General features: G+C 40.3%; 17 protein-coding genes and 1 tRNA gene. 7 read left to right on the top strand and 11 right to left on the bottom strand.

The genetic code is table 11. The features are described from left to right. Positions 1-94: 94 nt before the first annotated feature. Positions 95-1,873: an SLC13 family permease gene (locus SD449_RS12390; protein ID WP_318310988.1), complete on the top strand. Its 1,779-nt coding sequence runs from the start codon at positions 95-97 to the stop codon at positions 1,871-1,873. A gap of 5 nt (positions 1,874-1,878) precedes the next feature. On the opposite strand, the gene lepA is transcribed toward SD449_RS12390, so the two are convergent. Further along, positions 1,879-3,675, bottom strand: coding sequence for a translation elongation factor 4 (gene lepA, locus SD449_RS12385; protein WP_318310987.1), 1,797 nt, complete (start codon positions 3,673-3,675; stop codon positions 1,879-1,881). Between the two features lie 151 nt (positions 3,676-3,826). On the opposite strand from lepA, the gene SD449_RS12380 reads away from it, so the two are divergent. Both SD449_RS12380 and dusB read left to right on the top strand, forming a co-directional pair. Further along, a complete protein-coding gene (locus SD449_RS12380; RefSeq protein WP_318310986.1) occupies positions 3,827-6,247 on the top strand; it encodes an outer membrane beta-barrel protein in 2,421 nt (806 codons plus the stop codon). Between the two features lie 52 nt (positions 6,248-6,299). Then, positions 6,300-7,292, top strand: coding sequence for a tRNA dihydrouridine synthase DusB (gene dusB / locus SD449_RS12375; protein WP_318310985.1), 993 nt, complete (start codon positions 6,300-6,302; stop codon positions 7,290-7,292). Here dusB and SD449_RS12370 read toward each other — a convergent pair. Next, complete coding sequence (locus tag SD449_RS12370; RefSeq protein WP_318310983.1) at positions 7,289-8,494, bottom strand: ABC transporter permease; 1,206 nt, start codon at positions 8,492-8,494, stop codon at positions 7,289-7,291. The two genes, dusB and SD449_RS12370, sit on opposite strands and share 4 nt — an antisense overlap. 2 nt (positions 8,495-8,496) lie before the next feature. Further along, the gene (gene rbfA, locus SD449_RS12365) at positions 8,497-8,892 is read right to left on the bottom strand and encodes a 30S ribosome-binding factor RbfA (protein ID WP_207031130.1); all 396 of its coding nucleotides are present in this window, start codon (positions 8,890-8,892) and stop codon (positions 8,497-8,499) included. A 102-nt stretch (positions 8,893-8,994) separates the two neighbouring features. Here rbfA and mce point away from each other — a divergent pair, with 102 nt between their 5' ends. Next, positions 8,995-9,402 (top strand): methylmalonyl-CoA epimerase, encoded by a 408-nt coding sequence (gene mce, locus SD449_RS12360; RefSeq protein ID WP_318310982.1) that lies wholly within the window; start codon positions 8,995-8,997, stop codon positions 9,400-9,402. A 59-nt stretch (positions 9,403-9,461) separates the two neighbouring features. Then, a tRNA-Ile gene (locus SD449_RS12355) sits at positions 9,462-9,535 on the top strand. A 68-nt stretch (positions 9,536-9,603) separates the two neighbouring features. Here the strand turns inward: SD449_RS12355 and SD449_RS12350 are convergent. Genes SD449_RS12350 through SD449_RS12325 form a run of 6 tightly spaced genes read right to left on the bottom strand, consistent with a single transcriptional unit; the run spans position 9,604 to position 18,016 of the window. Beyond that, on the bottom strand, positions 9,604-10,269 hold the full coding sequence (locus SD449_RS12350) for a hypothetical protein (RefSeq protein WP_318310980.1): 666 nt from the start codon (positions 10,267-10,269) through the stop codon (positions 9,604-9,606). Between the two features lie 6 nt (positions 10,270-10,275). Then, entirely contained in the window at positions 10,276-12,768 is a 2,493-nt protein-coding gene (locus tag SD449_RS12345) for a DUF4268 domain-containing protein (protein ID WP_318310979.1), read from the bottom strand. A 19-nt stretch (positions 12,769-12,787) separates the two neighbouring features. Beyond that, on the bottom strand, positions 12,788-15,289 hold the full coding sequence (locus SD449_RS12340; RefSeq protein WP_318310977.1) for a GIY-YIG nuclease family protein: 2,502 nt from the start codon (positions 15,287-15,289) through the stop codon (positions 12,788-12,790). A 2-nt stretch (positions 15,290-15,291) separates the two neighbouring features. Next, positions 15,292-16,827, bottom strand: a complete 1,536-nt coding sequence (locus tag SD449_RS12335; RefSeq protein WP_318310975.1) for an Eco57I restriction-modification methylase domain-containing protein — start codon at positions 16,825-16,827, stop codon at positions 15,292-15,294. Beyond that, complete coding sequence (locus SD449_RS12330; RefSeq protein ID WP_318310973.1) at positions 16,814-17,458, bottom strand: DNA methyltransferase; 645 nt, start codon at positions 17,456-17,458, stop codon at positions 16,814-16,816. The genes SD449_RS12335 and SD449_RS12330 overlap by 14 nt, the downstream gene beginning before the upstream one ends. Beyond that, positions 17,459-18,016, bottom strand: a complete 558-nt coding sequence (locus tag SD449_RS12325; RefSeq protein WP_318310971.1) for a hypothetical protein — start codon at positions 18,014-18,016, stop codon at positions 17,459-17,461. 422 nt (positions 18,017-18,438) lie between these two features. Here SD449_RS12325 and SD449_RS12320 point away from each other — a divergent pair, with 422 nt between their 5' ends. Beyond that, positions 18,439-20,982, top strand: a complete 2,544-nt coding sequence (locus tag SD449_RS12320; RefSeq protein WP_318310969.1) for a TIR domain-containing protein — start codon at positions 18,439-18,441, stop codon at positions 20,980-20,982. Between the two features lie 79 nt (positions 20,983-21,061). After that, on the top strand, positions 21,062-21,472 hold the full coding sequence (locus tag SD449_RS12315; protein ID WP_318310967.1) for a helix-turn-helix domain-containing protein: 411 nt from the start codon (positions 21,062-21,064) through the stop codon (positions 21,470-21,472). Positions 21,473-21,614: 142 nt separating this feature from the next. Here the strand turns inward: SD449_RS12315 and SD449_RS12310 are convergent, their stop codons facing one another. Next, positions 21,615-22,406, bottom strand: a complete 792-nt coding sequence (locus SD449_RS12310; RefSeq protein ID WP_318310965.1) for a nucleotidyl transferase AbiEii/AbiGii toxin family protein — start codon at positions 22,404-22,406, stop codon at positions 21,615-21,617. After that, entirely contained in the window at positions 22,403-23,194 is a 792-nt protein-coding gene (locus SD449_RS12305; protein ID WP_318310963.1) for a type IV toxin-antitoxin system AbiEi family antitoxin domain-containing protein, read from the bottom strand. The genes SD449_RS12310 and SD449_RS12305 overlap by 4 nt, the downstream gene beginning before the upstream one ends. Between the last annotated feature and the right edge of the window lie 27 nt (positions 23,195-23,221).

Genomic DNA, 23,221 nt, shown 5'->3' with positions numbered 1-23,221 from the left:
GGTTTAGAGACTATTCCATTCACTTACCATTGATAGAGCCGGCACAGAAAAATAGGTGGCCAAAGAAAGAATGGAACTCTAAATTACGCGCAATATGGGCAGCGATTTGATTATTACCATTGTGATCATCTGTATAGGAATCGTCCTGTTCATAAAGGACTATTTCTCCATAGATACCACTTCCATCATCATTATGGCCCTATTCATAGTGGCGGGTGTTCTTAGTCCCAAAGAAGGTTTTTCGGGTTTCAACCACCCGGCCACTATAACCCTTGGGTGTATGTTCGTGGTGAGTGCCGGAGTGTTCAATTCCGGTATCTTGGGGGGTCTTAGCGACCGTATCATAAAACTGGCAAAAATACATTACAGCATTGCCCTGATCACCTTTTGTCTTATCGCGGGCATGTTTTCCGCATTTGTGAACGATTCTGCCGTAGTGGCACTGCTTTTGCCCATTGCGTTGACCGTGTGCAGAGAAACCAAAATAGCACCGGGAATGTTGTTGATTCCCATATCTTTTTCGGCGTTATTTGGAGGCACCTGCACCTTGATAGGCACTTCCACCAACATTTTGGTGAGCAGCTACGCGCAAGAATATGGATTGGAAGGTTTTGGTATGTTCGAATTCAGTTTGGCGGCACTTTGTTTGGCAACCATTGGGTTTGCCTATATCTTTTTTGTGGCACCGCTTCTACTGCCAAAGCAAAAAATGGAGCAGGACGTACTTACCAAAGAAGCCCAAAAGTATATCACCGAACTATTGGTCGAAAAAGATTGTCCTGATAGCAACAAACCTTTGCACATGTCCAAATTGGTCAATGATTATAACGTGCAGATATTGGACATTTCCAGAGATAGGTTCAACAAAAAAAGTATCGGCCCGGAAACATTCATTTTGGAAGGAGATGTAATGAAGGTCCTTGTGCCACCAAAAACACTGAATGCTATCCGGGATATAAAAGGATATAGGGTAACAGGGGACAAACGGTTTGACGAATCAGAACTGGAGAAAAACATTTATGAGGTTATTGTTCCCTTTGGCTCCAGGCTCACCGAGGGCTCTTTACGCTCGCTCAATTTTAGGAGGCAATACAATGGGTCGGTTTTAGCCATCCGGCAAAGAGGGGAAATCCTTTATGAAAAATTGGCCGATGTAAAGTTGATGGAAGGCGATATGCTACTGATTTTGGGCACAGAGGCCGATGTTGACACACTGGTCGAGCAGGGCTTGGTGGTGGCCCTTTCCGAATACAAGCATGCAAAGGTAAATTATAAAAAAGCCATCCCAGCTATTGTTATCGCAGTAGGGGTGGTGCTTGCAGCCTCTCTCAACCTTACCTCTATTTTGATAAGCAGTATGGTCGGCGCTCTATTGTTGGTGGCCACATCCACTTTAAAACCGAAAGAGGCATACGAGGCGGTGGAATGGAAGGTCATTTTTATGATGGCAGGGGTGCTTTCCATGGGAACGGCCCTTGAAAAGACTGGTGGGGCCGAAAAAATAGCCCAATTTATAGAGCAGACACTGGGAAATTATCATGCCCAAGTGACCCTGAGCATATTATATCTGGTTACTTTTTTAAGTACCAACGTGCTTTCAAGCAAGGCCACGGCCGCTTTGATGACACCGATAGTCATCAGTTTGGCCTCCGCGATGGGGATAAGTGAAAGGCCGTTTTTGGTGGCGGTGATGTTTGCCTGTTCCCTGACCTTTATGACCCCGGTAAGCTATCCCACTAACACGATGGTCTATGCTCCCGGAAATTACAGATTCAACGATTTTCTAAAGGTCGGGACCCCGCTCAATATCATTATCTGGATAGCGGCCACTTTTGTGATACCGTACTTTTTTCCTTTTAATCCGGGAAGCTAAACCGGTTAATCGTTCAGTTTTAGAACGGCCATAAAAGCTTGTTGAGGAATTTCTACGTTGCCCACTTGGCGCATACGTTTTTTACCCTTTTTCTGTTTTTCCAATAATTTACGCTTACGGGAAATATCACCACCATAACACTTGGCCGTAACATCTTTTCGCAAAGCCTTGATGGTTTCCCTGGATATGACCTTGGAACCAATGGCGGCCTGAATCGGAATATCGAATTGTTGCCTTGGTATCAGCTCCTTCAATTTTTCGCACATTTTCTTGCCGATGTGGTAGGCGTTGTCAAAGTGTATAAGTGCCGAAAGAGCATCAACGGGCTGTGAGTTCAATAAAATATCAACACGTACCAGTTTTGAAGTACGCATTCCGATCGGAGAATAATCAAACGAGGCATAACCTTTTGAAACCGTTTTTAAACGGTCATAAAAATCAAAAACAATCTCTGCCAGGGGCATATCAAAAATTAGCTCAACGCGCTCCGTGGTCAAATAGGTCTGGTTAACGATCTGACCCCGCTTTTCAATACAAAGTGACATAACGTTGCCCACAAAATCGGACTTGGTAATGATGGTGGCCTTGATATATGGTTCCTCGACCCTGTCTATTGTTGAAGGATCGGGCAGGTCGGATGGATTGTTTACGATGATGGGCTTTTCGTCACCTTTGGTGGTGTAAGCGTGGTAGCTTACGTTCGGCACCGTGGTGATCACCGTCATATCAAATTCGCGCTCCAAACGCTCTTGGATGATCTCCATGTGCAACATTCCCAAGAATCCGCAACGGAAACCAAAGCCCAACGCGGCACTGCTCTCTGGTGTAAAAACCAAAGAGGCATCGTTCAACTGTAATTTCTCCATGGAGGAACGCAAGTCTTCAAAATCCTCGGTGTCCACGGGGTATATACCGGCAAAAACCATCGGTTTTACATCTTCAAAACCTCCAATGGGATTTTTGGTGGGGCTGGCCGAATCGGTAATGGTATCCCCGACTTTTACTTCGCGGGCGTCTTTAATTCCTGTGATGAGGTAACCAACATCTCCGGTCGAGATCTTGTTCTTTGGATGTTGCGTCAATTTTAAAGTGCCTATTTCATCCGCTTCATAGGACTTTCCGGTGGCCACAAATTTTATTTTCTGTCCTTTGGTAATTTCTCCGTTCATGACCCTGAAATAGGTTTCAACACCTCTAAATGGGTTATAGACGGAATCAAACACCAATGCCTGCAACGACTCGTCACGGTTACCTTTTGGAGGAGGAATGCGATCAATGATCGCTGTCAATATCTCTTGAATGCCTATTCCTGTTTTGGCACTTGCGGGGATTACCTCCTCTGGTCGGCAACCCAAAAGGTCCACGATATCGTCGGTCACCTCCTCGGGATTGGCGCTGGGAAGATCCACTTTGTTGAGTACCGGAATGATTTCCAAATCGTTTTCCAAAGCTAAATACAGGTTGGATATGGTCTGTGCTTGAATGCTCTGTGCAGCGTCCACCACCAAAAGCGCACCTTCACAGGCGGCGATGGAACGGGACACTTCGTATGAAAAGTCCACGTGGCCGGGAGTATCGATCAGATTGAGCACATATTTTTCCCCATTGTGCACATAGTCCATCTGAATTGCATGGCTCTTTATGGTGATGCCGCGTTCGCGTTCCAAGTCCATATTGTCCAGCAACTGGTCCTGTTTTTCACGTTCGGTCACCGATCCTGTAAAATCCAACAAACGGTCGGCCAAGGTACTTTTACCATGGTCTATATGTGCAATGATGCAAAAATTCCTGATCTTCTCCATATCAACAATAACATACCCTAAAAAAGGGATATAATCAACTGCAAATATAATTGTTTTAAATACCCATAAATGGTTTTTTCTCAATAAGAAAAATACGGCCTATTGCGCTCAAAAATAATTTCTTAGATTTGAGGTTCAACCCAAACCTCTAATGAAGAACCTCACCACTATTGTTTTATTGGTGTTTTTTACAATGTGTGGTACGTACGGCCAAACCTTTAAGATTACCGGTAAGGTGGTGGACGAACAGAATCAGATAATTCCCTACGCTAATATTTTACTGCTGCAAGCTGCCGATTCCACGTTTGTGCAAGGGAGTTCCGCCAATGAGGAAGGCCTTTTTGAACTTTCTGAGGTGGCACCCAACCTTTATCTTTTGCAGGCAAGTTATGTGGGCAGGGGTTCGGAGCCAAGGGCACTGGACATTAAGCGGGATGTTTCCCTAGGGGCGCTGATCATTCCCATGGAGAGCAATGAACTGGACGAAGTGGTGGTCACCGCGCAACGTCCAAAGCTTCAAAGACTGCCAGACAGACTGGTCTTTTCGGTTGAAAACACAGTGGTTTCGCAAGGCACGTCGTGGGATATCCTTAAAAATACGCCCGGGGTCATCGTCAACCAGGATGAATTGTTGATTCGCGGTCAAAATGCAACGGTCTACCTGAACGATAGAAAAGTGCAGCTTTCGGGACAGGAGGTCCGCGACCTTTTGCAAGGGCTCTCGGGCGCCAACATCAAATCCGTAGAGGTGATAGCCAACCCGCCCGCCAGTTACGATGCCGAAGGTGGGCCGATATTGAACATTGTAACCAGTAAGAACATTGTTCCTGGATACAAGGGCAGCATCAACGGAACCTTCACACAGGCCGTTTTTCCAAAATTTAGTATCGGAACAAGCCATTATTATAAAACGGACAAGCTGAACTTGTTTGCCAACTATACCATCAATCCAAAAAAGGAAATCAACAAAACCAAAAAGGGTATCAATTTTATAGATGATTCCGATGAAGTTTTCTCTATTTGGGATACGGATTATAACCAGACAGATAGGTCGCAGTCGCAAAATGCAAGCTTTATTTTGGATTATGATTTTGATGACCGAAACAGCCTGAATGTCACTTCCAACCTGCTTTTCAATCTAGATCAAGAACAAGAGACCTTGCTCAGCAACGAAATGAGGAACGGCCAGGCACAATTGGATTCAACATTTACCACGGAGAACAACGCCAATATGGACAACACCAACTTGGCATTCGACCTAACCTACGTGCACAAGCTAAAAAAAGAAGGAGCGCAGATCAGGGCCAATGGTCACTACACCTATTTTAATGGTGAAATGTTCCAGCGCTTATCTTCTGATTATTTTGATGCAGATGGCACTTTTTTGAGGGATTTTGGGTTTGACACCGATTCGGATCAAGAAATCAAAATTTTTACGGGACAACTGGACTACTCCACACCTATCGGAAATGCTTCTTTTGAATCCGGGGCCAAGATTTCATCGATTACCTCAGAAAACACGATGAACTTTTTCAACTTTAATGGTAGTAGCAACACCGTCGACGCTTCCCAATCGGACCGATACATTTATGATGAAGATGTGTATGCTGCCTATTTGAGCTTTGTAAAAAACTGGGACAAATGGTCGATGAAACTGGGGGTTCGCGGAGAGCTGACCAAGGCGGAAGGCCGTTCATTGACTTTGGATCAAATCAACACCCAAGACTTTTTTGAACCCTTTCCGTCCGTCTACTTGCTCTATTCACCATCGGATAAGCATAGCTTTTCTTTTGATTATGGACGAAATATTGACCGCCCCAAGTACAACGACCTGAACCCTTTCCGGTTTTTCTACAATGAAAATGATTATGAGGAAGGAAACCCAGGATTGAAGCCGAGCTTCAGCAACAATTTCAACTTCAACTATACGCTCAACAGCGAGTACTTCTTTGATCTCTACTATCGGGATAACGGTAGGAACATTGCCTATTTGGTGTTTCAGGACAATGACAACCAAACCTTGGTGGAGCTTAAACAGAACGTGCTGGAAAGCAAATCCTACGGCTTAGACTTTACAATGAGCAAATCCATTCTTCCCGCATGGTTCATGTATGCCTATACCTCCGTGTTCCACGAAGAGGAGACCTATTTGGCCGAAGAAAGCGGAAACGTACCTTTCACCAACGAAGTGAACGGAGTGTATGCCTATTTGGGCAATTATTTGACCCTGTCCAAGGACGGAACCTTTACCGGAGAAATTACCGGAACCTATATTTCCAAGTTTCTTTTTGGATCCTACGTGTCGGATGAGCAATTCAACTTGACGATAGGTTTAAGAAAAACGCTGTTTGATAATAAAATTACTTTGTCCCTCGCCGCCGAGGATATTTTGGAGCAATACGTGCCCACTTATCGTTCGCAATACCTCAACCAGGACAATTTTTACCGAAGACGCCCCGAAACACAGTTTATCCGCTTTGGTTTTACCTATAATTTCGGAAATTTCAGGTTGGACGACAATCAACGCGGAATCGATAAAAACGAGCGCGATCGACTTCAATCGCAGAACTAGCTTTCTGGTTCTAAGCTATTTTGTACTTTTGCAGTCCAAAAACCTGTAGGATTTGCCAAAAATTGGAAACATAGAACTCCCTGATTTCCCGCTTCTTCTAGCTCCGATGGAAGATGTGAGCGACCCTCCTTTCCGCAAATTGTGCAAGGAGCAGGGCGCCGATGTGGTGTATACCGAATTTATTTCTTCCGAAGGATTGATCAGGGATGCTGCCAAAAGTGTCATCAAACTGGACATTTATGAAAAAGAACGTCCCGTGGGCATCCAGATTTTTGGTGCCGAACTGGACTCCATGCTTCAGGCGGTGGATATCGTGGAAAAATCCAACCCGGACATTATCGACATCAATTTTGGCTGTCCCGTAAAAAAGGTGGTTTGCAAAAATGCAGGTGCCGGTATTTTACGTGACATTCCTTTGATGGTGAAGCTGACCGAAGAAATCGTGAAGCGTACCAAATTGCCCGTAACAGTGAAAACCCGTTTGGGCTGGGACAACAACTCCATCAAAATAGTTGAGGTAGCCGAGCGTCTTCAAGATGTTGGCATCGAGGCCATCTCCATCCATGGTCGTACCCGCGTGCAGATGTACAAGGGCGAGGCCGATTGGAAGCCCATTGCCGAGGTGAAGAACAACCAGCGCATGCACATTCCTGTATTCGGTAATGGCGACGTGGACACCCCCGAAGCAGCGGTTAAAATGCGCGACGAATACGGGCTGGACGGAGCCATGATCGGTAGGGCAAGCATTGGTTACCCTTGGTTTTTTAAGGAAGTGAAGCACTATTTTAAAACAGGCGAGCACTTGGCACCTCCTACCATGCAAGAACGTGTGGACGCGGCCCGAAGACACCTACAAATGGCCATTGATTGGAAGGGTGAAAAACTGGGCGTTTTTGAAACCAGAAGACACTATACCAACTATTTTAAGGGCATTCCTCACTTTAAAGAGTACCGAATGAAAATGGTGACCAGCGACGATGCCGCCGATGTTTTTGCCGCTTTTGATGAGGTTGAGGAAAAATTCGGGGATTTTCAGTTCGCTTAAGCTGAAATCAATTTTTCGGTGATACGGCTACTCGCAATTTTGGAAGAGATAACCCCCAAAACCACAATAGTTCCGATCACAATCAACAAGTTGATGACATTGAACTCGACGGGATAGGCCAACGAAGGCGTAATCTTCAACCATCCGAAGGCTAATTGTGACCCGATCAATAAACTTCCTAGGGCAACGCCTATCAACCCACCAAAAGAAGTGACCAACAACCCTTGTATAAAATAGATGCGCCGTAATTCTTTAATGGTGGTGCCCAAGCTGAACAAGGTTTTTGAATTTTGTTGTTTGTCCAAAATCATCATGATGATTGCCCCAACAACATTAAAAAGCGCAATGATGAGCACCAAGGTAAAAATCAAATAGGTCGCTAAGTTTTCGGTGTTCAGCATCCGGTAAAGCGATGTATTTTGCTCCCTGCGCGTTAGAACTGATGCTTTTTTGCCCAAAACGGCATTTATGGAATTACGGACCTCATCCGGGGAGGCATTATCCATCAATTTAAAATTGATACCGGAAACCTCGGTGCTATCTTTCTGCAACAGCTCTTGAACCAAAGGAAGACGGGCAAAAACGTATTTTTTGTCCAAAGATTCCTCCACGGCATACACCCCGCTTACCACCAGTGCAAGATCATCGTAAGGCTTGGAATTGAACCCTTGTTGGGAAAAGGAACCCTCACCGGGTTTGGGAACCAAAACTTCCATCGCGGTCCTATTGTTCATGGGCACGCCCAATAGGTTGTAGATACCAATCCCAATAACACCATTATGAACATCCGACCCCCAATTTCCGAATATAAGGGTGCTGTCCACTCCGGTAACGGCGCGATAGTTTTCATCTACACCTTTTATGTAGGCAATGGTGCTTTTTTCTTTATAGGTAAGGTAGGCCCGCTCTTCCAGCTCCTTGGAAAAATTGGCCAGACCATCAATTTCTTCAAGGGCCGATTCTTCCTCCGCGGAAATGCTAAAATGCTTGCCCGTGATGGGGGAAGCCTTCAGATCGGGATCAAAAGTATTGGAAAAGGAAAGGCTGAACGTCTTTAGACCCGCAAAAGCGGAAAGCACGATAAAAAGGGCTGCGGAACCTATCACAATCACCAAAAAAGTAATGAAATTTATGATATTTACCGCATTTTGGCTGCTTTTTGACCGTAGGTAGCGTTTTGCGATATAAAGCGGAAAGTTCAAAACTAGGATTTCTTACGTTTGTCGAGCAAGTCCCTGTTCTCGATAGGGTTTTCCTCTCTTTTTAATGATTTTTCAATCCCTTCGATGTATTCAAGGGAATCGTCCAGATAAAAATTGAGTTCGGGCACACGCCTTAGTTGATGCTTGGTACGCTGCGCCAATTCGTAACGGATGGCCACTTGGCTTTCTTTGATGCCCTCCAACAGTTCTTTGGCACCCTTATTCGGAAAAATGCTCACGTACACTTTGGCCAAGGATAGGTCAACGGTTACGGAAACCTTGGACACAGAGATCAACGTTCCCTTGAGGCCACCATCGGTAGCGGCCCGTTGTAAAATATCGGCCAGGTCCTTTTGAATAATTCCCGCTATCTTTTTCTGTCTTTGTGTTTCCTCCATACTGCAAAAATAAGCGAATAAATGACTATCCTCACGCTATTAACCATTTACACTCCGTAATTTTGGAAAAAGGTGAAGATTTTAACGCTTATTACATCTTGTATGGATAAAATTGAACACATCGGAATTGCGGTTAAAGACTTGGAGGCATCCAATGCTTTGTTTGAAAAGTTGTTGGGCGTGCCACACTATAAAATTGAGGAAGTGGCCTCGGAAGGGGTAAGGACCTCGTTTTTTAAATCGGGCCCCAATAAGATTGAATTGCTGGAGGCGACCAAGCCAGACAGTCCCATCGCCAAATATTTGGATAAAAAAGGGGAAGGCATCCATCATGTTGCCTTTGCGGTGGAGGACATTGTTTCGGAAATTCAAAGATTGAAGGGAGAAGGCTTTGTGGTTTTGAATGAAACGCCCAAAAAAGGGGCGGACAACAAACTGGTAGCGTTTTTGCATCCAAAGGGCACGAATGGCGTGCTGGTGGAGCTTTGCCAAGAAATAAAAGAAAGCTAGGGGCGTTAAAACCTTGCGCTAAAGAAAAATAAACACTAATATTGCATCCGCAAATTGCGGGTCCTATAGCTCAGTTGGTTAGAGCACCTGACTCATAATCAGGTGGTCCCTGGTTCGAGCCCAGGTGGGACCACGGAAAATCCCTCTAAACAGTTGATTTAGAGGGATTTTAATTTTTATAGGGGGCAAATTGGGGGGCAACTATTGGAATAAATTAATTTCCTCAAGAAACATTTTAAACTCTAAATCGGATTTTTCACCTGCTTCCATAGAGTCTGTTAAGTCAAAACAGTAAAAATAATCCCCATGTTCAATATAAATCATTCGGCAAAGAGCACGGTACGAGTTTGGTAGGTCCTGGTGTTCAACAATAAAATCACAATCATAGTGAACAGTCTTGATTCCAGATATATCCTTCACTTCTTTCGATTTGGTAACATTGGGATCTTGGATGTATTGAATTCTATTTGTAGTCCAACTAATGGCATATTCTTCTACCGTTTGTATACCAATCTCATCATAATCGGATTTTTTTTCAACCCAAACAGCAATACTTGGGGAGTATTTTCCAAAATTTAAGGGATTATTCTGATCATACTTGGCCATTAGACAAATAGGGTCACCCGTGTTTTCCCAAACAAAATCCTTAAACTCATCCCAATCTTCTGATAGAATCGTTTTCTCTTTTAACTCACCGAAATCTTTAACGTTGATAAAATACCAATCCTGTGGCTTGGAAAAGGCAAGCCCAAGAACTTTGTTTACATATAGATTGTTCTTGGTTATAACTGCTTGAAGTGGGTTGATTGCCAATCCAGCTAATGCCGTTGACGTTAACTTAAGAAAGTTTCTCCTGCCTGTGCCCATGCCTTTTTACAACTTAAGGATTTCATTTTTAAACACTTTTTCAAATATTGGCACATTCTCCACAAAAAAAGCATTCATTTTTGGCCAATGGAATTTGTCAAAAAGATTCACATCGTTAAGAACATACTTTATGCGACTCATTTTGTTATCTGACAATTCTTCCCACATTAAAGATTTACCAAAACCATCTTCAATTTTCACTTTTCGACTGATTAACTTTTTAAAATACTTTTTGTTCAGCTCTTTATTTGCTGTTGTTATACTAAGCTCAACCTGACAATGGGAACCGGTAACGACCATAGAGTAATTTACTCCTGTTTTTCCGGCACCCATGCTTATCCAATGAGATTTCACAGGATTAACATTTGAAAACTGGCCCTTCTCTTGCAATTGGGGTAAAAGTTGCTCCCAATATTCTTTACGTACATAAAACCTGTTGCCCTGAGAGGAACCAATATCATATTTGATAATAAGTTCATCTTCCAAATCAAATAAGGACAATAACTTTTTTAGAATATTGAACTTTGTATTGCTATCTATATTGAACTCGACAAAGTAGCCATTGGTAATTTCCTGGGCACTTCTAAAATCTTCTTTATTTCTTGTTATTTTAAGAATATTGTTCCCAAGTAATAGTCCAGTATTTAAGCCATATAACTGTTGAAGCACATAATAGTACATGTTTGCAATGGCTGATTCTTCCACCTTGTTGTTCTTGAAGATAAAATATTCGAGTTTTTTGTGGGTTGGAGACTCTGCTTCAAAAATAGATTGTTCTACAGGTTCTTCATCCGTCTCTAGTATAACATTAGGATAACTCCAGATACTAAGAAACCGTTGGCTGATTAGTTTAAGTCTTGATTCATAGGAATTGCTATCCCAAACATCAATTCTTTTTAAATAATCGTTTAACCATAGCCTACTGTATTTATAACCTTGCTCTCCACCTTGATGATTCATATTCTTTTTTTCCAAAAAGGTTTTGTTGCCTAATGAACCATTGTTGCCAGACAAAGTGAGGTTTGCCAATGTATTCAGATATTTTTCCTTAAATAGGAAAATCTCTTCCTCATCTAATTGCTTGGACCATTCATAACTAGGGTTTTGTGGAAAAATGTGCTCAATCGTGATGCTTTCACTGGAAGTATTGACATGCTCACGGTTGTTGTGGTTTTCCAAAAGCTCAAAAAGATAATTCCTGTTTTTTGCTTTGATATTATAGAGATCTTTGTCTTTTAAGGCAGTTAGCAGGTCTTCATCATCCGGAAAGCGTGAATTACCTCTTTTTTTACATAGGGCTTTGGCTAAACTTTCAAAATAGTCTTCGGTATCTATCTCTGAATACAATGTCATGAAAATCTTATTCAGCGCATTGGTCGGCAATCCTACTATAAACCTTCGCCAAGCATAATTTTGAACCAATTTCAATACTTGAATAACAGTTTCTTCGTCTGTAATCCCATTATCCCAATCTTCAAAAACCTGTAACAAGAATGGATAGGCGACATTCACCTCCAATCGGTTGATGTATTCGAGCTCTTTACGAATTTGAGGGTTTTCAACAGTTTCCGGATTGATAAACATTTTATAAAATAGGGAAAGCCCTTTCATGTTTTCCAACTCGTTCATGTACGCTTCATCCAGTTTGTTGGGATAGTTCTTTTTAAACTCTTGGTAGACCTTTGATTTATTAGGTATTTTTTTGTTTTTGAGGGTTAAATAGTCTCGGATGTATTCAGAAACCAGAGACTTTTGTTTTAGAAGGTCCCGGGCATTTTCTTCAATGGGGTTCCAAATCGTGTTGAAAACCTTTTGCTGCTCCCGTGGCTGCAGATCCATTAGAATATAATTCCGTATCAAATCGGATTGGGACAAATCTAGTCCGGTTGAGTTGAGACTTTCAAATATCCGCTGTGGATCATCCTTGTCACGCTCTAGAGAAATTTCAACAAAAATTAATCGCTTCAAACCATTTCTGATGACCTCAAAATTCTCGGCATTGATTTGAGAACTGAAAAAATTATAGTTTTCAATCACATTAGAAAATGAAGTAAACCCTTTTTCATTCCCCTCCAAAATGGCCTTGAACGCCATGGAGTTGGTGTCTGTCTGTTTTAGTTTGAGCTTACTATCGTCTTCTTGTACGTATTGGTTGACCAAGAACATATTGTAGAGCATCTCGGCCTCTTTTTCCAGTCCATTGTTCTTTGCAAAACGGTACAAGGCGACATAAAGCACATTGATAGTTGTGAGCCGTTGCTGACCGTCTATGATCACCAGTTCACGGACCTCTCGGGTGGTGTAAGCACCTTCGTGTATAAAAACAATGCTGCCTATAAAATGTGTCCCTCGGTCTTCTTTTTCAACACTGATGATATCTTCCAATAATTGTTTGCAATGCCCTAGCTCCCAATCAAAATTGCGTTGATAAACGGGTATTACAAATTGTACATTAGGTGTCTGTAAAAAGTTTATGATTGGAAGTTCAGTGGCTTTCATGTTAAATCAATAAAGTTTTTTAAGGTTCATTCACAAAAACTTGGTCATATTCCTCCCTGCTCAATACTGTGTCATATCCACCAACGGCTTGTCCTTTATGTCGGTTGATTCCTGTGTATTCCAAACTTGCATCTTCATAGCGTTTAAATTTATAAACTGCATCATTCATCAATGCGGAGTTGAAAACTCCAAGGCTTACCAGCAATTCAAAGTCTTTCACATTCAACCCAGTTACTTTCTTGAAAAGCCCAGGCTCTAACTGGGTAATAACATCTTTTAAAGTATGCTCTCTGTAATCGGTTAAGTACATGAATACAGGAATGCGAGTGGCAAACTTGATTAGCTTCTCCTGAATTTGTTTTCTCAGGCTTTTGTATTCCTTTTCTTCATCAGTTAACTCTTTCTTTTCCTTTTTGGTCATCTCCTCATCATTCTTCTCTTTCTTGGCTTTCTTTACCGCTTCGGATTTATTGATAATAGTTTCTATGTCTTGGTTCAAGGACCTGAATCCTTCAATGCTCATCAATGCAGCTAAAGCATCAGGATTGTTCTTGATGCGTTCAAGTGTCCCATTGTCCACATTTACAAGCAAGGCTGATTCCCATCTTCGTGCGAGCAGTGTTGCCGTTGTTCCACTCATGGCAATGTCCAGTACACCCGCTGCATCTACTTGCTTCATAGAACTTCCGTCATAGGCTAGTACTGGCAAGAAGTGGATAAACTCCGCTACGTTCTTTTCAGGATTGGACTCGTTTATGTTTAATCGACAAGCATAATCGGCTACTTGACTCAACGCGCGGTTTGGCGCAAAATCAAAAACGTAGCATTCTTTTTTGATGATTTCTGTTTTGTTGGGCGACTCTCCGTCTGGGTTTTTAATAGCCCAAGGTGATTGCACTCTAAAGGCAGCTTGAAAATAAGTTTCTGGACTGGATGAATTCCGCAACATGAAAATCCCTGTCCATGGTTTTACGGTAACACCTGTGGTCAATTTACCGCAAGAAAGTGTGATGGTTTTTGTTTTCAATGGATTGTCCATCGCCTTGAGAACTGGTGGTAAAGCTTCAACGCCAATTCCTGCTTGTGTACCTGCAGCAACCACCACTCTGTAATTGTGATAGAAAGTATTGTTAGGTCTCCTCATCAGGTTTTTCATAGCGTGGCAGGAAGCTACACTTGGCAAAAACCAAAAGGTATGATTCAGAATACTCAACAAACGAGCATCTGAAAAAGGCATAGGGGGTTTCTTGGCACCTAGTTTTAAATTGTCAACGGTGGTTTCTAAAAAGCTACCTCGAATAAGGTCCAGCCATTTTTGTACATAGCTTTCCATTCGGAAACGAGCACCATTGCCAATGCCTGTAGCTTCGAAAAACACGTTTAAGTCAAATTCATTGAACTCACCACCGATTGCTACTTCTTTAATGGAATCTGGCATTTGGTAAGTGAGCATAACCATTCTTGGTAAGCTCTCGTAAGGATTGTCAGCACCTTTCCAATCTTCTTTGGCTCGTTGTTCGTCTGAATACGTCCAGTTGAAGATTTGTTCTTCGATGAACTCGCCTGAGGTGATTGCTCTAAATGGTGTACCCGACAAATACAAAAAGCCATTGGTGGTAATCGGTATCATGTCCTCATCGAAGTAGTCAATGCCTTCACCTTCACCAAATTTGGCTTCTTTAGCATCTTCCGATTCAAACAAGTCTTTGGCATTTTCACGCCATGCCCCATAGTGGTATTCGTCAAAAACTACACAATCCCAATTAGTGGCGTGTACCCATTCGTTTTTGGTTTTGATACCGCCAGTTGATGTGTTCTTTCCCAAATAATCCTGAAACGAACCAAAGCACACAAAGGGCTTGCTTGGGTCAATGTCTTCGTAAGACAAGCCATTTCTGCTCACAAATTGCCAACCTTCAAAATCTACATGGGTAATTAAATCTTCTTGCCAGGCACTTTGTACGGCAGGTTTAAATGTGAGCACCAATATTTTTGTCCATCCTTGTTTTTTGGCAAGTTGGTAGGTGGCAAAGGTTTTACCGAAACGCATTTTGGCGTTCCAAAGGAAGTGCGGTGTTTTATCTGGATTTTCTCCTTTGTAGCTTTCAAAGTAGCGAGCTGTTTTATTGACTGCTTCTTCCTGCTCAGGACGCATAGAAAAGTCTTTGTCTCGGCTTAGCTCGTAGCTTTTGCCGTCTCGAACTGCTTTTATAGCACTTTCTACTTCTATTTTGTTACAAGCAAACCACTCGCCATCTGGGTTTTTGATGCCCTTTTTGCGCAGATATTCGTGTACTTCATAATCTCGAAAACTGGAACCATCATTGCGCATAGCAGATTGTTCTACTACAATTTTGAAAGCCGACCGAGTGGCACCAATTTGTTCCTTGATGCGTTGCTGTGCTGTTCTATTGGTATCACCGACTTTTAACTGCCCTTTACGGCTGTTGTCGTTTGGCAACTCGTAGGCGTATATAGTAGGTGTTGCTTCAGATTTTTTAGGGAAGAAATTTTGGCTCATAATTATTCCATTGGTCGAATTAGTGAATCAATGAAATCTTGCTCTTCCTGTGTTATTCCATATTTAGCGTAGAGCTTTTCATCTGTCCAAGACTCATTAAAATCCTGAATAGGAACAAATGTGTAAACCTTGCTTCTGGATTCCTGGGTGATTTTTTTTAGGGAAATCAAAAACCTAAAAAATTTAGTTCTTATGTACGAGATAACATTCTCACAAACTTTGGCATTGGCAAATGGCCCAATTACAATGTAGGTTTCAGAGCAACACGAGTTCTTTGGACCAAGTATCGGTCGATTAATTATTTGGTGTGGATAAGTTTCGCCTGCACCGTATGCTTTTGAAATGTAAATTTTGTTTTCTTTTATCCAAGAATTGTTTTTACGCACAAAATCAGGATTAATATACCCCATTCCTTTTTTTTCGTAACCACCGTAATAAAACTTAATCGTACCAGATTCCTCCTTCAGCTTAAATTTTGGTTTGACTCTTTTGAAGCTATTATCCTCTCTAACATCAAAGCCAAAAGGGTCATTCGCACTTACAAGGCGAGCGAAACTGTTCTCTTTTTGATTTTCAACTTTCTTTAGAATTGATATTGAGGGGTTATACCTTATGAAGACATCGGTTCCCTCTTCCAAAAGGTACCTATTAGCGGTAGAAGTTATTTGATCTCCTTGGTGTGTATTTACCTGACATTTACCCATTTGATCTCTATTCCACAGAAAGTAACAGACCCCTCCTTTGATTTCTACACCTGGAAAACAATCAGATGCACGAGGAAAGTCATGTAGTATTCTTATTCGTTTGTCATTAAGCATCTCTTTTCTGAAATCATCGACACCTCTTCCTCCAGTATACCACCTTGCGGGTATAATCATTGATAAAAATCGGGGATTCAGTTTGATTGCTTGGAGAACAAACTTGTTATAGATAGGCTTTGCGCTAGCACCAGCACCTCCGTCACTCAACTGGTAGGGAGGGTTGCCTACGATTACGTCAAACTTCATACTGAAAATATTTTGAGGCTTATCGGTATGGATAAACTGATAAGCGTAGGTTTCTAAATCGTCTGTACGGCTGTACACTTCTTCGGTTGCATCACAGAATACACACTTCCCGTTTTGCCAAGTGTGTTGCAAACGGTCATATTTTATATTGCCTTCTTCTGTATCAAACCTGGTACATACCGAGTATTTGCCATTGGCTTTTTTGGTGCAATACACACTGCGCCTTGCCAATAAAGAGGTAAGTTCGGTAATTGCTATACCGTACAACTGCTTGCTAAAAATGTGGTCAATGCGTTCCTGCTGGTCGGGAATTTGGTCTTTAAGTCCGTCATTCAGTCGCTTGGCAATCTCCCGCAAAAACACCCCACTTTTAGTTACCGGGTCTAGAAAGGTAGTTGCCTTGCTTTGGAACAACTCCTGTGGCAGCATATCCAAAATTTCGTTCACCAATTTAGGCGGTGTAAACACTTCGTCATTGCTCAAATTGGCAAGGCAAGAAAGCACGTCTGGATTGTAATTAATCTCTATCATAGTCTGCCAATTTTAAAAAGTGCATAACAGGATAATCTTTTACAGGTTCATCAATAGCCGCAGGATTACCTTCGTCATTAAACATGGAAAACTGGTGTGTTTTCTCCACCAAGAATTTGAAAACGTAATCACGTCTTTTAAGCATACTGCCATTTACCGCAGACCATTCTGAGAAAACAATGGGTTCTTTCGTCACGGGATTGGTAAAGTCCAAAGCATCGCCCCAAAGGATATTTCTTTTAAGCAAATAATTCACTGAGTTACGGCATTCATCTTTGCACTCGTTTTTGTAGAGTTTGGTGTATTGCTCATCAAATATTTTAAAAAGCCGTTTTCGGCATTCTTGAGCGTTGTCTTCCAAAATATCCACGCCATAAATGCTTGAAATGGCAATGATGGCATATCGCTCATAATCAAGTTGATTCTTTTTGTATTTAGTTTCTACTACTGCCAATTTTCTTCGCAAGACTTCCGCTAAGAAATTCCCGTTCCCGCAAGCGGGTTCCAGAAAACGAGAATCTATTCGCTCTGTTTCTTGTTTTACCAAGTCGAGCATGGCATTCACTTCTTTTTCAGAAGTAAAAACCTCCCCGTGGTCGGTTACTCGTTTTTTAGATTTTACTTGGTTCATTTATTCCACATTTTCAAAAAACTTGATAGCATACTTGCAATAATCAATGATTAGGTCTTTGTCTGTTTCAAATTCTTTACGGTTGCCCAACCAATTTCTGCATTTTTCATGGATTTCCTTACCTTCTTTCAACTCTTTATATGAGATGCACTTAATGTGTTTTTGGGAAAGTAAGACGAACAAAGCATTCTCAAAAGGATAATCTCCATATTTTTCAATATCCCTTAATGACAAACAACCATTTTTTCTAAACTTAACCTCAATAAAGTGAGCATCTTTATCCTTAAAGACTACAAAATCGGGCATTTGACGGATGTTGGTAGAAACATCGCTTCTAACACATTTCAATAATTCTGAAATACCAGGAATGGTATTTTCCATACCATATTTGTAAACCTGGAAGCCTAAGGAGATAAAAAGTTGTTCCACAATGGTTTCGGCAATCCTGCCTTTGATTACTCCGGAAACCCAAGGATTCCCATTGGCTTTGGAATAACAATTAGAACAAAGTCCGTTATTGAATTTAGTGAAAGCTCCACATTCGGTGCAATCTGGCATAAATAATTTGACAGTTTGGTTGACTACCAAAATAGATATAACACTCCAGTTTAACAATTAATAAAGTCACTAATAAGGAATTTTCTTATAACAAATGGAGTGTGGAGAAGTCACACAAAGTTCTGTGTTCAAAGTTTTTTCTAATGAAATATTCTTTTTTGGAGAACCTTAATCAAAAGACGAGAGTTAAAAATTTTAAGTCGCTGGGACACCCTTTGCCATTTACTCGTTATAGTAATCATAGTTTCCTCCATATTTTTTATAAAGTCTGCTTTGGGGACAAATAGTCCATATTATCCAGTACCCCACCATGGCCGCTTGTATTTTATTAAATTAGTCATCAATAAAATTCCCCTTGATGAAATTTAATGCCAACTATCTTTTAGTAGGTATAAGAACAGTTATAATTTAATTTGTAGAAAATGAAAAGAAAGACATTTATATCTCATTCAAGTAAGGATAAAAAATTCGTAAACGAAATCACCAATAAATTACAGAAACAAAATGTATGGTATGACACATGGGATTTAGATGTTGGAGATGTATTAAGTGATAAAATTGAGGAGGGAATTGATGAGTCAAAGAATTTCCTTATAATTCTTTCTAAGAATTCTATAGATAGCTCATGGGTTAAATATGAGCTGAATATGGCATTAATCAAGTATTTGGAGAACGAAGATTATCGTCTAATAGTGGCAAGAATTGATGATGTTCAAGTTCCACTAAGATTAAAGCCCTTTCTTAGAGTTGATATTTCAAGTTCTAAAAATATCATTAATTCAATTATTGATTCATTAAATGGTGGTGCTAGAAGCTTTAAAAGACAATTTGTAAACAGAAATGATGAGATTACTGCTCTACAAGATATGTTTTATGACTCCAACGTTAAATTCATATCCCTTATTGGTTTTTTTGGTATTGGTAAATCATCATTAATCAAGGAAACATTAAAAAGAACTTATAGCAATCCAGAAATCTCTGAAATAATATTATCCCCAGCTCATTTTGGTTCCAGATTAACTCTAGAACTTTGTTCCAAAGCCGAAGTTGAATTGCCAAAAGATGGTGCAACTGAAAAAGAATTAAATGCTTTAAACTTACTCTCAATTGAAACACTTCTGTCAAAAGGTCATTTTATTGTCTTCAACAAAATGGAATCTATTCTAGATGACAACGGGGCTCCCAATGAAGATGTTTTATGCATTATTGACCATTTTAAGGAAAAAGAAATATTAACCAGATTTCCAATAATTTTCTTATCCACAAGATGGTTACTACTAAATAATGTTGAAAGTAAAAATTCGGATAATTTATATCTAAAGGGACTGTCAAATAACCATTTAAATCAAATTATAAGTTCAGAATTGGAAAGAACAGATCCTTCAAAAAAGTTTGAGGAAAAATCACTAACTAAAATATCTCATCTATTACATGGCTATCCTCTTGCAGGAAGGCTTGCGGCACCATTTATAGTAAAGTACGGAACTGATTATCTTATCGATAACATTCAGGTTATAAATAAATTAAAAATTGATATTGCCGAGGAAATACTTTCAAAAGCAAGACTAAATCAATTAGAAATCGAAATATTAGCAATATTAGCAATCTTCGAGCATCCATTAAACCCAAAGCATATAAATGATATCCTAGATTTGCCTCCGAATGATTATATCAAATTCATTGATAATTTGGTGTCCTACAATCTTATCGAAACTGATGGAAATGGATTGCTCTTACATCCCCTTGTGAACGACTTTTATCTTAGGCTAGCAAGAACAAGTCCAAAGTTTAAAGTTTTTACGGAAAAACTTTCAGAGATCGCAAAGCAAAATCTGCGAGAGCTCGAATCTACAGATAAAATGTATGTGTATTGGCTTACAAATGCCTGTAGATTACTGTTTTACTGTGGAAAGCAAAATGAAAGTTATCAATTAAGAAGAGACTTAATTGGCGAACTGAAAGATGCAGCTATTAAATTATATCAAAGACAGGAATATTCCACCTCCCTACTATTTTGCAACGATTTTTTAGAATCTCGGCCAGATGATAAAGATATACTATTCACAAAGGCGAGATGTTTATCAAGGATAGGTAAATTGCAAGAATCGATTGAAATACTAAATAAATTGCTGCAACATGAAAATAATAAGTATAGATTATCGAAATTTAATTATGCTATTGGTCGTGCATATATAGAAAATGATCAAAAGGGAGGTGATTATTTAGATGAAGCAGAAAAATATTTTATGGCATCCATAAGAATTAATGAGCATGAAACTGCATTACAAAGCATGGGTGAATTATTGTTTAGAAAAGACCGTTTAGATGAAGCTGCAGCATTCATAGAACGAAAACTTGAAACATCTCCCTCTGATCCATATGCTTTGAGCATTTATTCAGATATTTTATGGTCAATGGGGAGAAAACCTGAGGCAATCGATAAAATAATGAGTGTATTAAAATTCCAACCAAAAAATCCAAACTTTCTTTTTAGAGCAGGTAGATTTTTGGCAGAGGAAAACCAAAGCCAAGAGGCATATGGGTTTTTTTCAGAAGTCGTAAAAATTGATGATAGTTATTTAGATGCCAAGCTATCACTAGCAGACACTTGCCTAGATTTAGGTTATCTAGATGAAGCTAAAGTACATATAGAGGTACTCGAGCGTAAAGTAAAAGGCTATAAAACCAATGTTTTACAATCCATAAAAGCAAACTATTATTTAAAAAGTGAAAAATTATCAGAAGCAGAATCAATCGCTCAAAAGTTGTTGGCTAATGACAGAAATGTTATCACGCTGGGCTTACTTTCAAAAGTTTTTATCTATAAATATCGAGAATCCTTAAAAAAGGGATTGACCTTGATTGCTGAATCGGATAAAATAAAAGCAATAGACCTGATAGAAGAAGGGTTAAAATTAGATGGAAACAATGAAACATTAAAGAATATGTTGAATGGATTACAATGAAACCTTCATTCCGATAGGTGGCATCCATGTTTTGAATTTTACAATCGGTATATTGTACGAAACACCCTATATTTGAGATATGCAGACAAAGACCAAGAACAACCATATAGGTAGAAAGATCAGTAGGATCAGGGAACTCCGTGGGATGAAACAAGAGACGCTTGCCGAGGAACTTGGTATTAGCCAACAGGCAGTATCCAACATAGAGAACAGTGAGAAGGTGGATGATGCTAAACTGGAAGAGATTGCCAAGGCCTTGGGGGTTACCAAGGAGGCTATTGAGAATTTTTCTGAGGAATCAATGATCAACTATTTCAACACCTTTAATGATAAGGTGTCAAGTAGCAACTTTGGCCATTATAATATTTGTAATTTTAATCCTTTGGATAAATTGGTCGAGGCTTATGAAGAGAACAAAGAGCTTTATGAGCGCCTTGTTCAGGCGGAAAAAGATAAGGTTGCTTACTTGGAAAAGCTATTGGATAAATAGTTTTTTTTTGGATTTTGAGCCCGTTAATTCTTCTTAGACTATCCTATTTCTTCACAACGAATACGGGGCATCAAGAATATTTAGCATAAACTTCAAGGTTATATTTTGAACCTGTTTTTCCTCACATGCCATATTAGTATTCCTATATTTTTGAGATTATTTGATCTTTGATGATTTCGTAAGCGTTACTTTGGTCGTATTCAATGCCAGGTCTTAGCAAAGCATAGATATCCCCGCCAAAATCCGGATCCTCTATTTTCTCATCCATATTCAATAAGAACTGTTTTTGTGTTGGTGATTGACCTCTTGAGAAATCCATATAGTGCTTGTATATTGATACTAAATTGTCTGTATCAACTCCCAGTAGGCTTATTGCATGGTACAAGTCAAACAGATCCCGTCCCTTTCTACGTTGATAAAGTGCCCTTAGTTTCGTTGCCAATAACTCCTCAATAGAAAAGGAATTCATGGTACAGCTTCCAGAAAACCATCCGTTATCCATACTATGCTCCAACTCGGTATAGCCCATGACAGTAAAATGTTCTCGGGTGTTGATTTCAATCTTCAAACGCATGTTGACAACGGGTGGGATTTCAGATTCAAAGCGGTAGGTCGCCGTATTCATATTAACATTCTGCTTAATATTTCTTTTGGTTCCCAAAAAATCAAGCTGCTTTCCAATAGCTTGCAAAATGGGCTTTATGGGGCCCTCCTTTATCTGAACCAAATCAATATCCTCGGAATAACGGGCCTGTGGTTTCAAATAGATTTTATGTAAGGCCGTACCACCACGAAACGCTACATGCTCCTTTAAAAATGGGTCCGAGAACAAGGCCACCAAAGCGCGTTCTATAACCAAGTCCTGTTCCACTTGTGCATCGGTAGGCCAAGGGGCGTTTGCTTTCCATTCCGTAATATATCTCCTCGGTATCATGAAAAATCCAGTTCAGTATTAATGATCAAGTTCCATTTATCATCCATGAAACCACTCTTGTTTTTGTGGGATAATGATAATGGAGCCGTATTGGTTTTATTTGCCCTTAAAAAAATGGACAGATTATCTACAAGTTTAGTTTCTGACAACTGCTCCAATAGATAGCCCAATCGCTGTAAGGTGGGTAGGGATGATTCCTTGGCAATAGCTAAAATTCTTGATGACTTAAAATTCTCGCTTAGTTCTTCTAGAACCGGAATCACTCTATTTAATCCTCCTATTTGCTTATGATAATGTACTAAATCGACAGCAGTCAATTCAGGGCTTGAGACCAAGACATATCCGGCATCGGTTTTCTTTTGCTCCAACCAATCGCCCCTCCAAGAACCTTTCGTAAAAAATATTAAATGTTGATTTTTGGTCTTGATGTCCCTAAGTGCCGGTTTTTTAATAATAATCTGCGATTGCATCGGCTGTTGGTGTCCTGCGCCATGAAGTGCAGCAGCAGAGTATAGCCCAAGATAGTATTCTCTATTAAGGAAATTCATCATATCATCTAAATAATAGGTAGTGGGCAATATTCCCATATGAGAATAATGAGGAGGGATAATTACATAAAATTCCTTTCGTACCTGGGCAAGTTTGTTCTCCTTTTTTAAACGGTGTAGTTTTTGGGCTATCGCCTTTTCGTTGGGGCCAAAGCGTTCCCTAAGCTCATGCAGACTAACAGAATACCTGCCTTGAGCTTGGATTTCATATAAATAGTCTGAAATATCGTGGCCTATCACCTCAAATCTGTTTGCGTAAATTTATGA

Origin of the sequence: Flagellimonas crocea (assembly GCF_033441595.1) — a bacterium.
Classification (GTDB): domain Bacteria; phylum Bacteroidota; class Bacteroidia; order Flavobacteriales; family Flavobacteriaceae; genus Flagellimonas; species Flagellimonas crocea.
The sequence above is the reverse complement of the archived record's forward strand: the minus strand, read 5'-3'. Positions and strand labels throughout refer to the sequence as shown.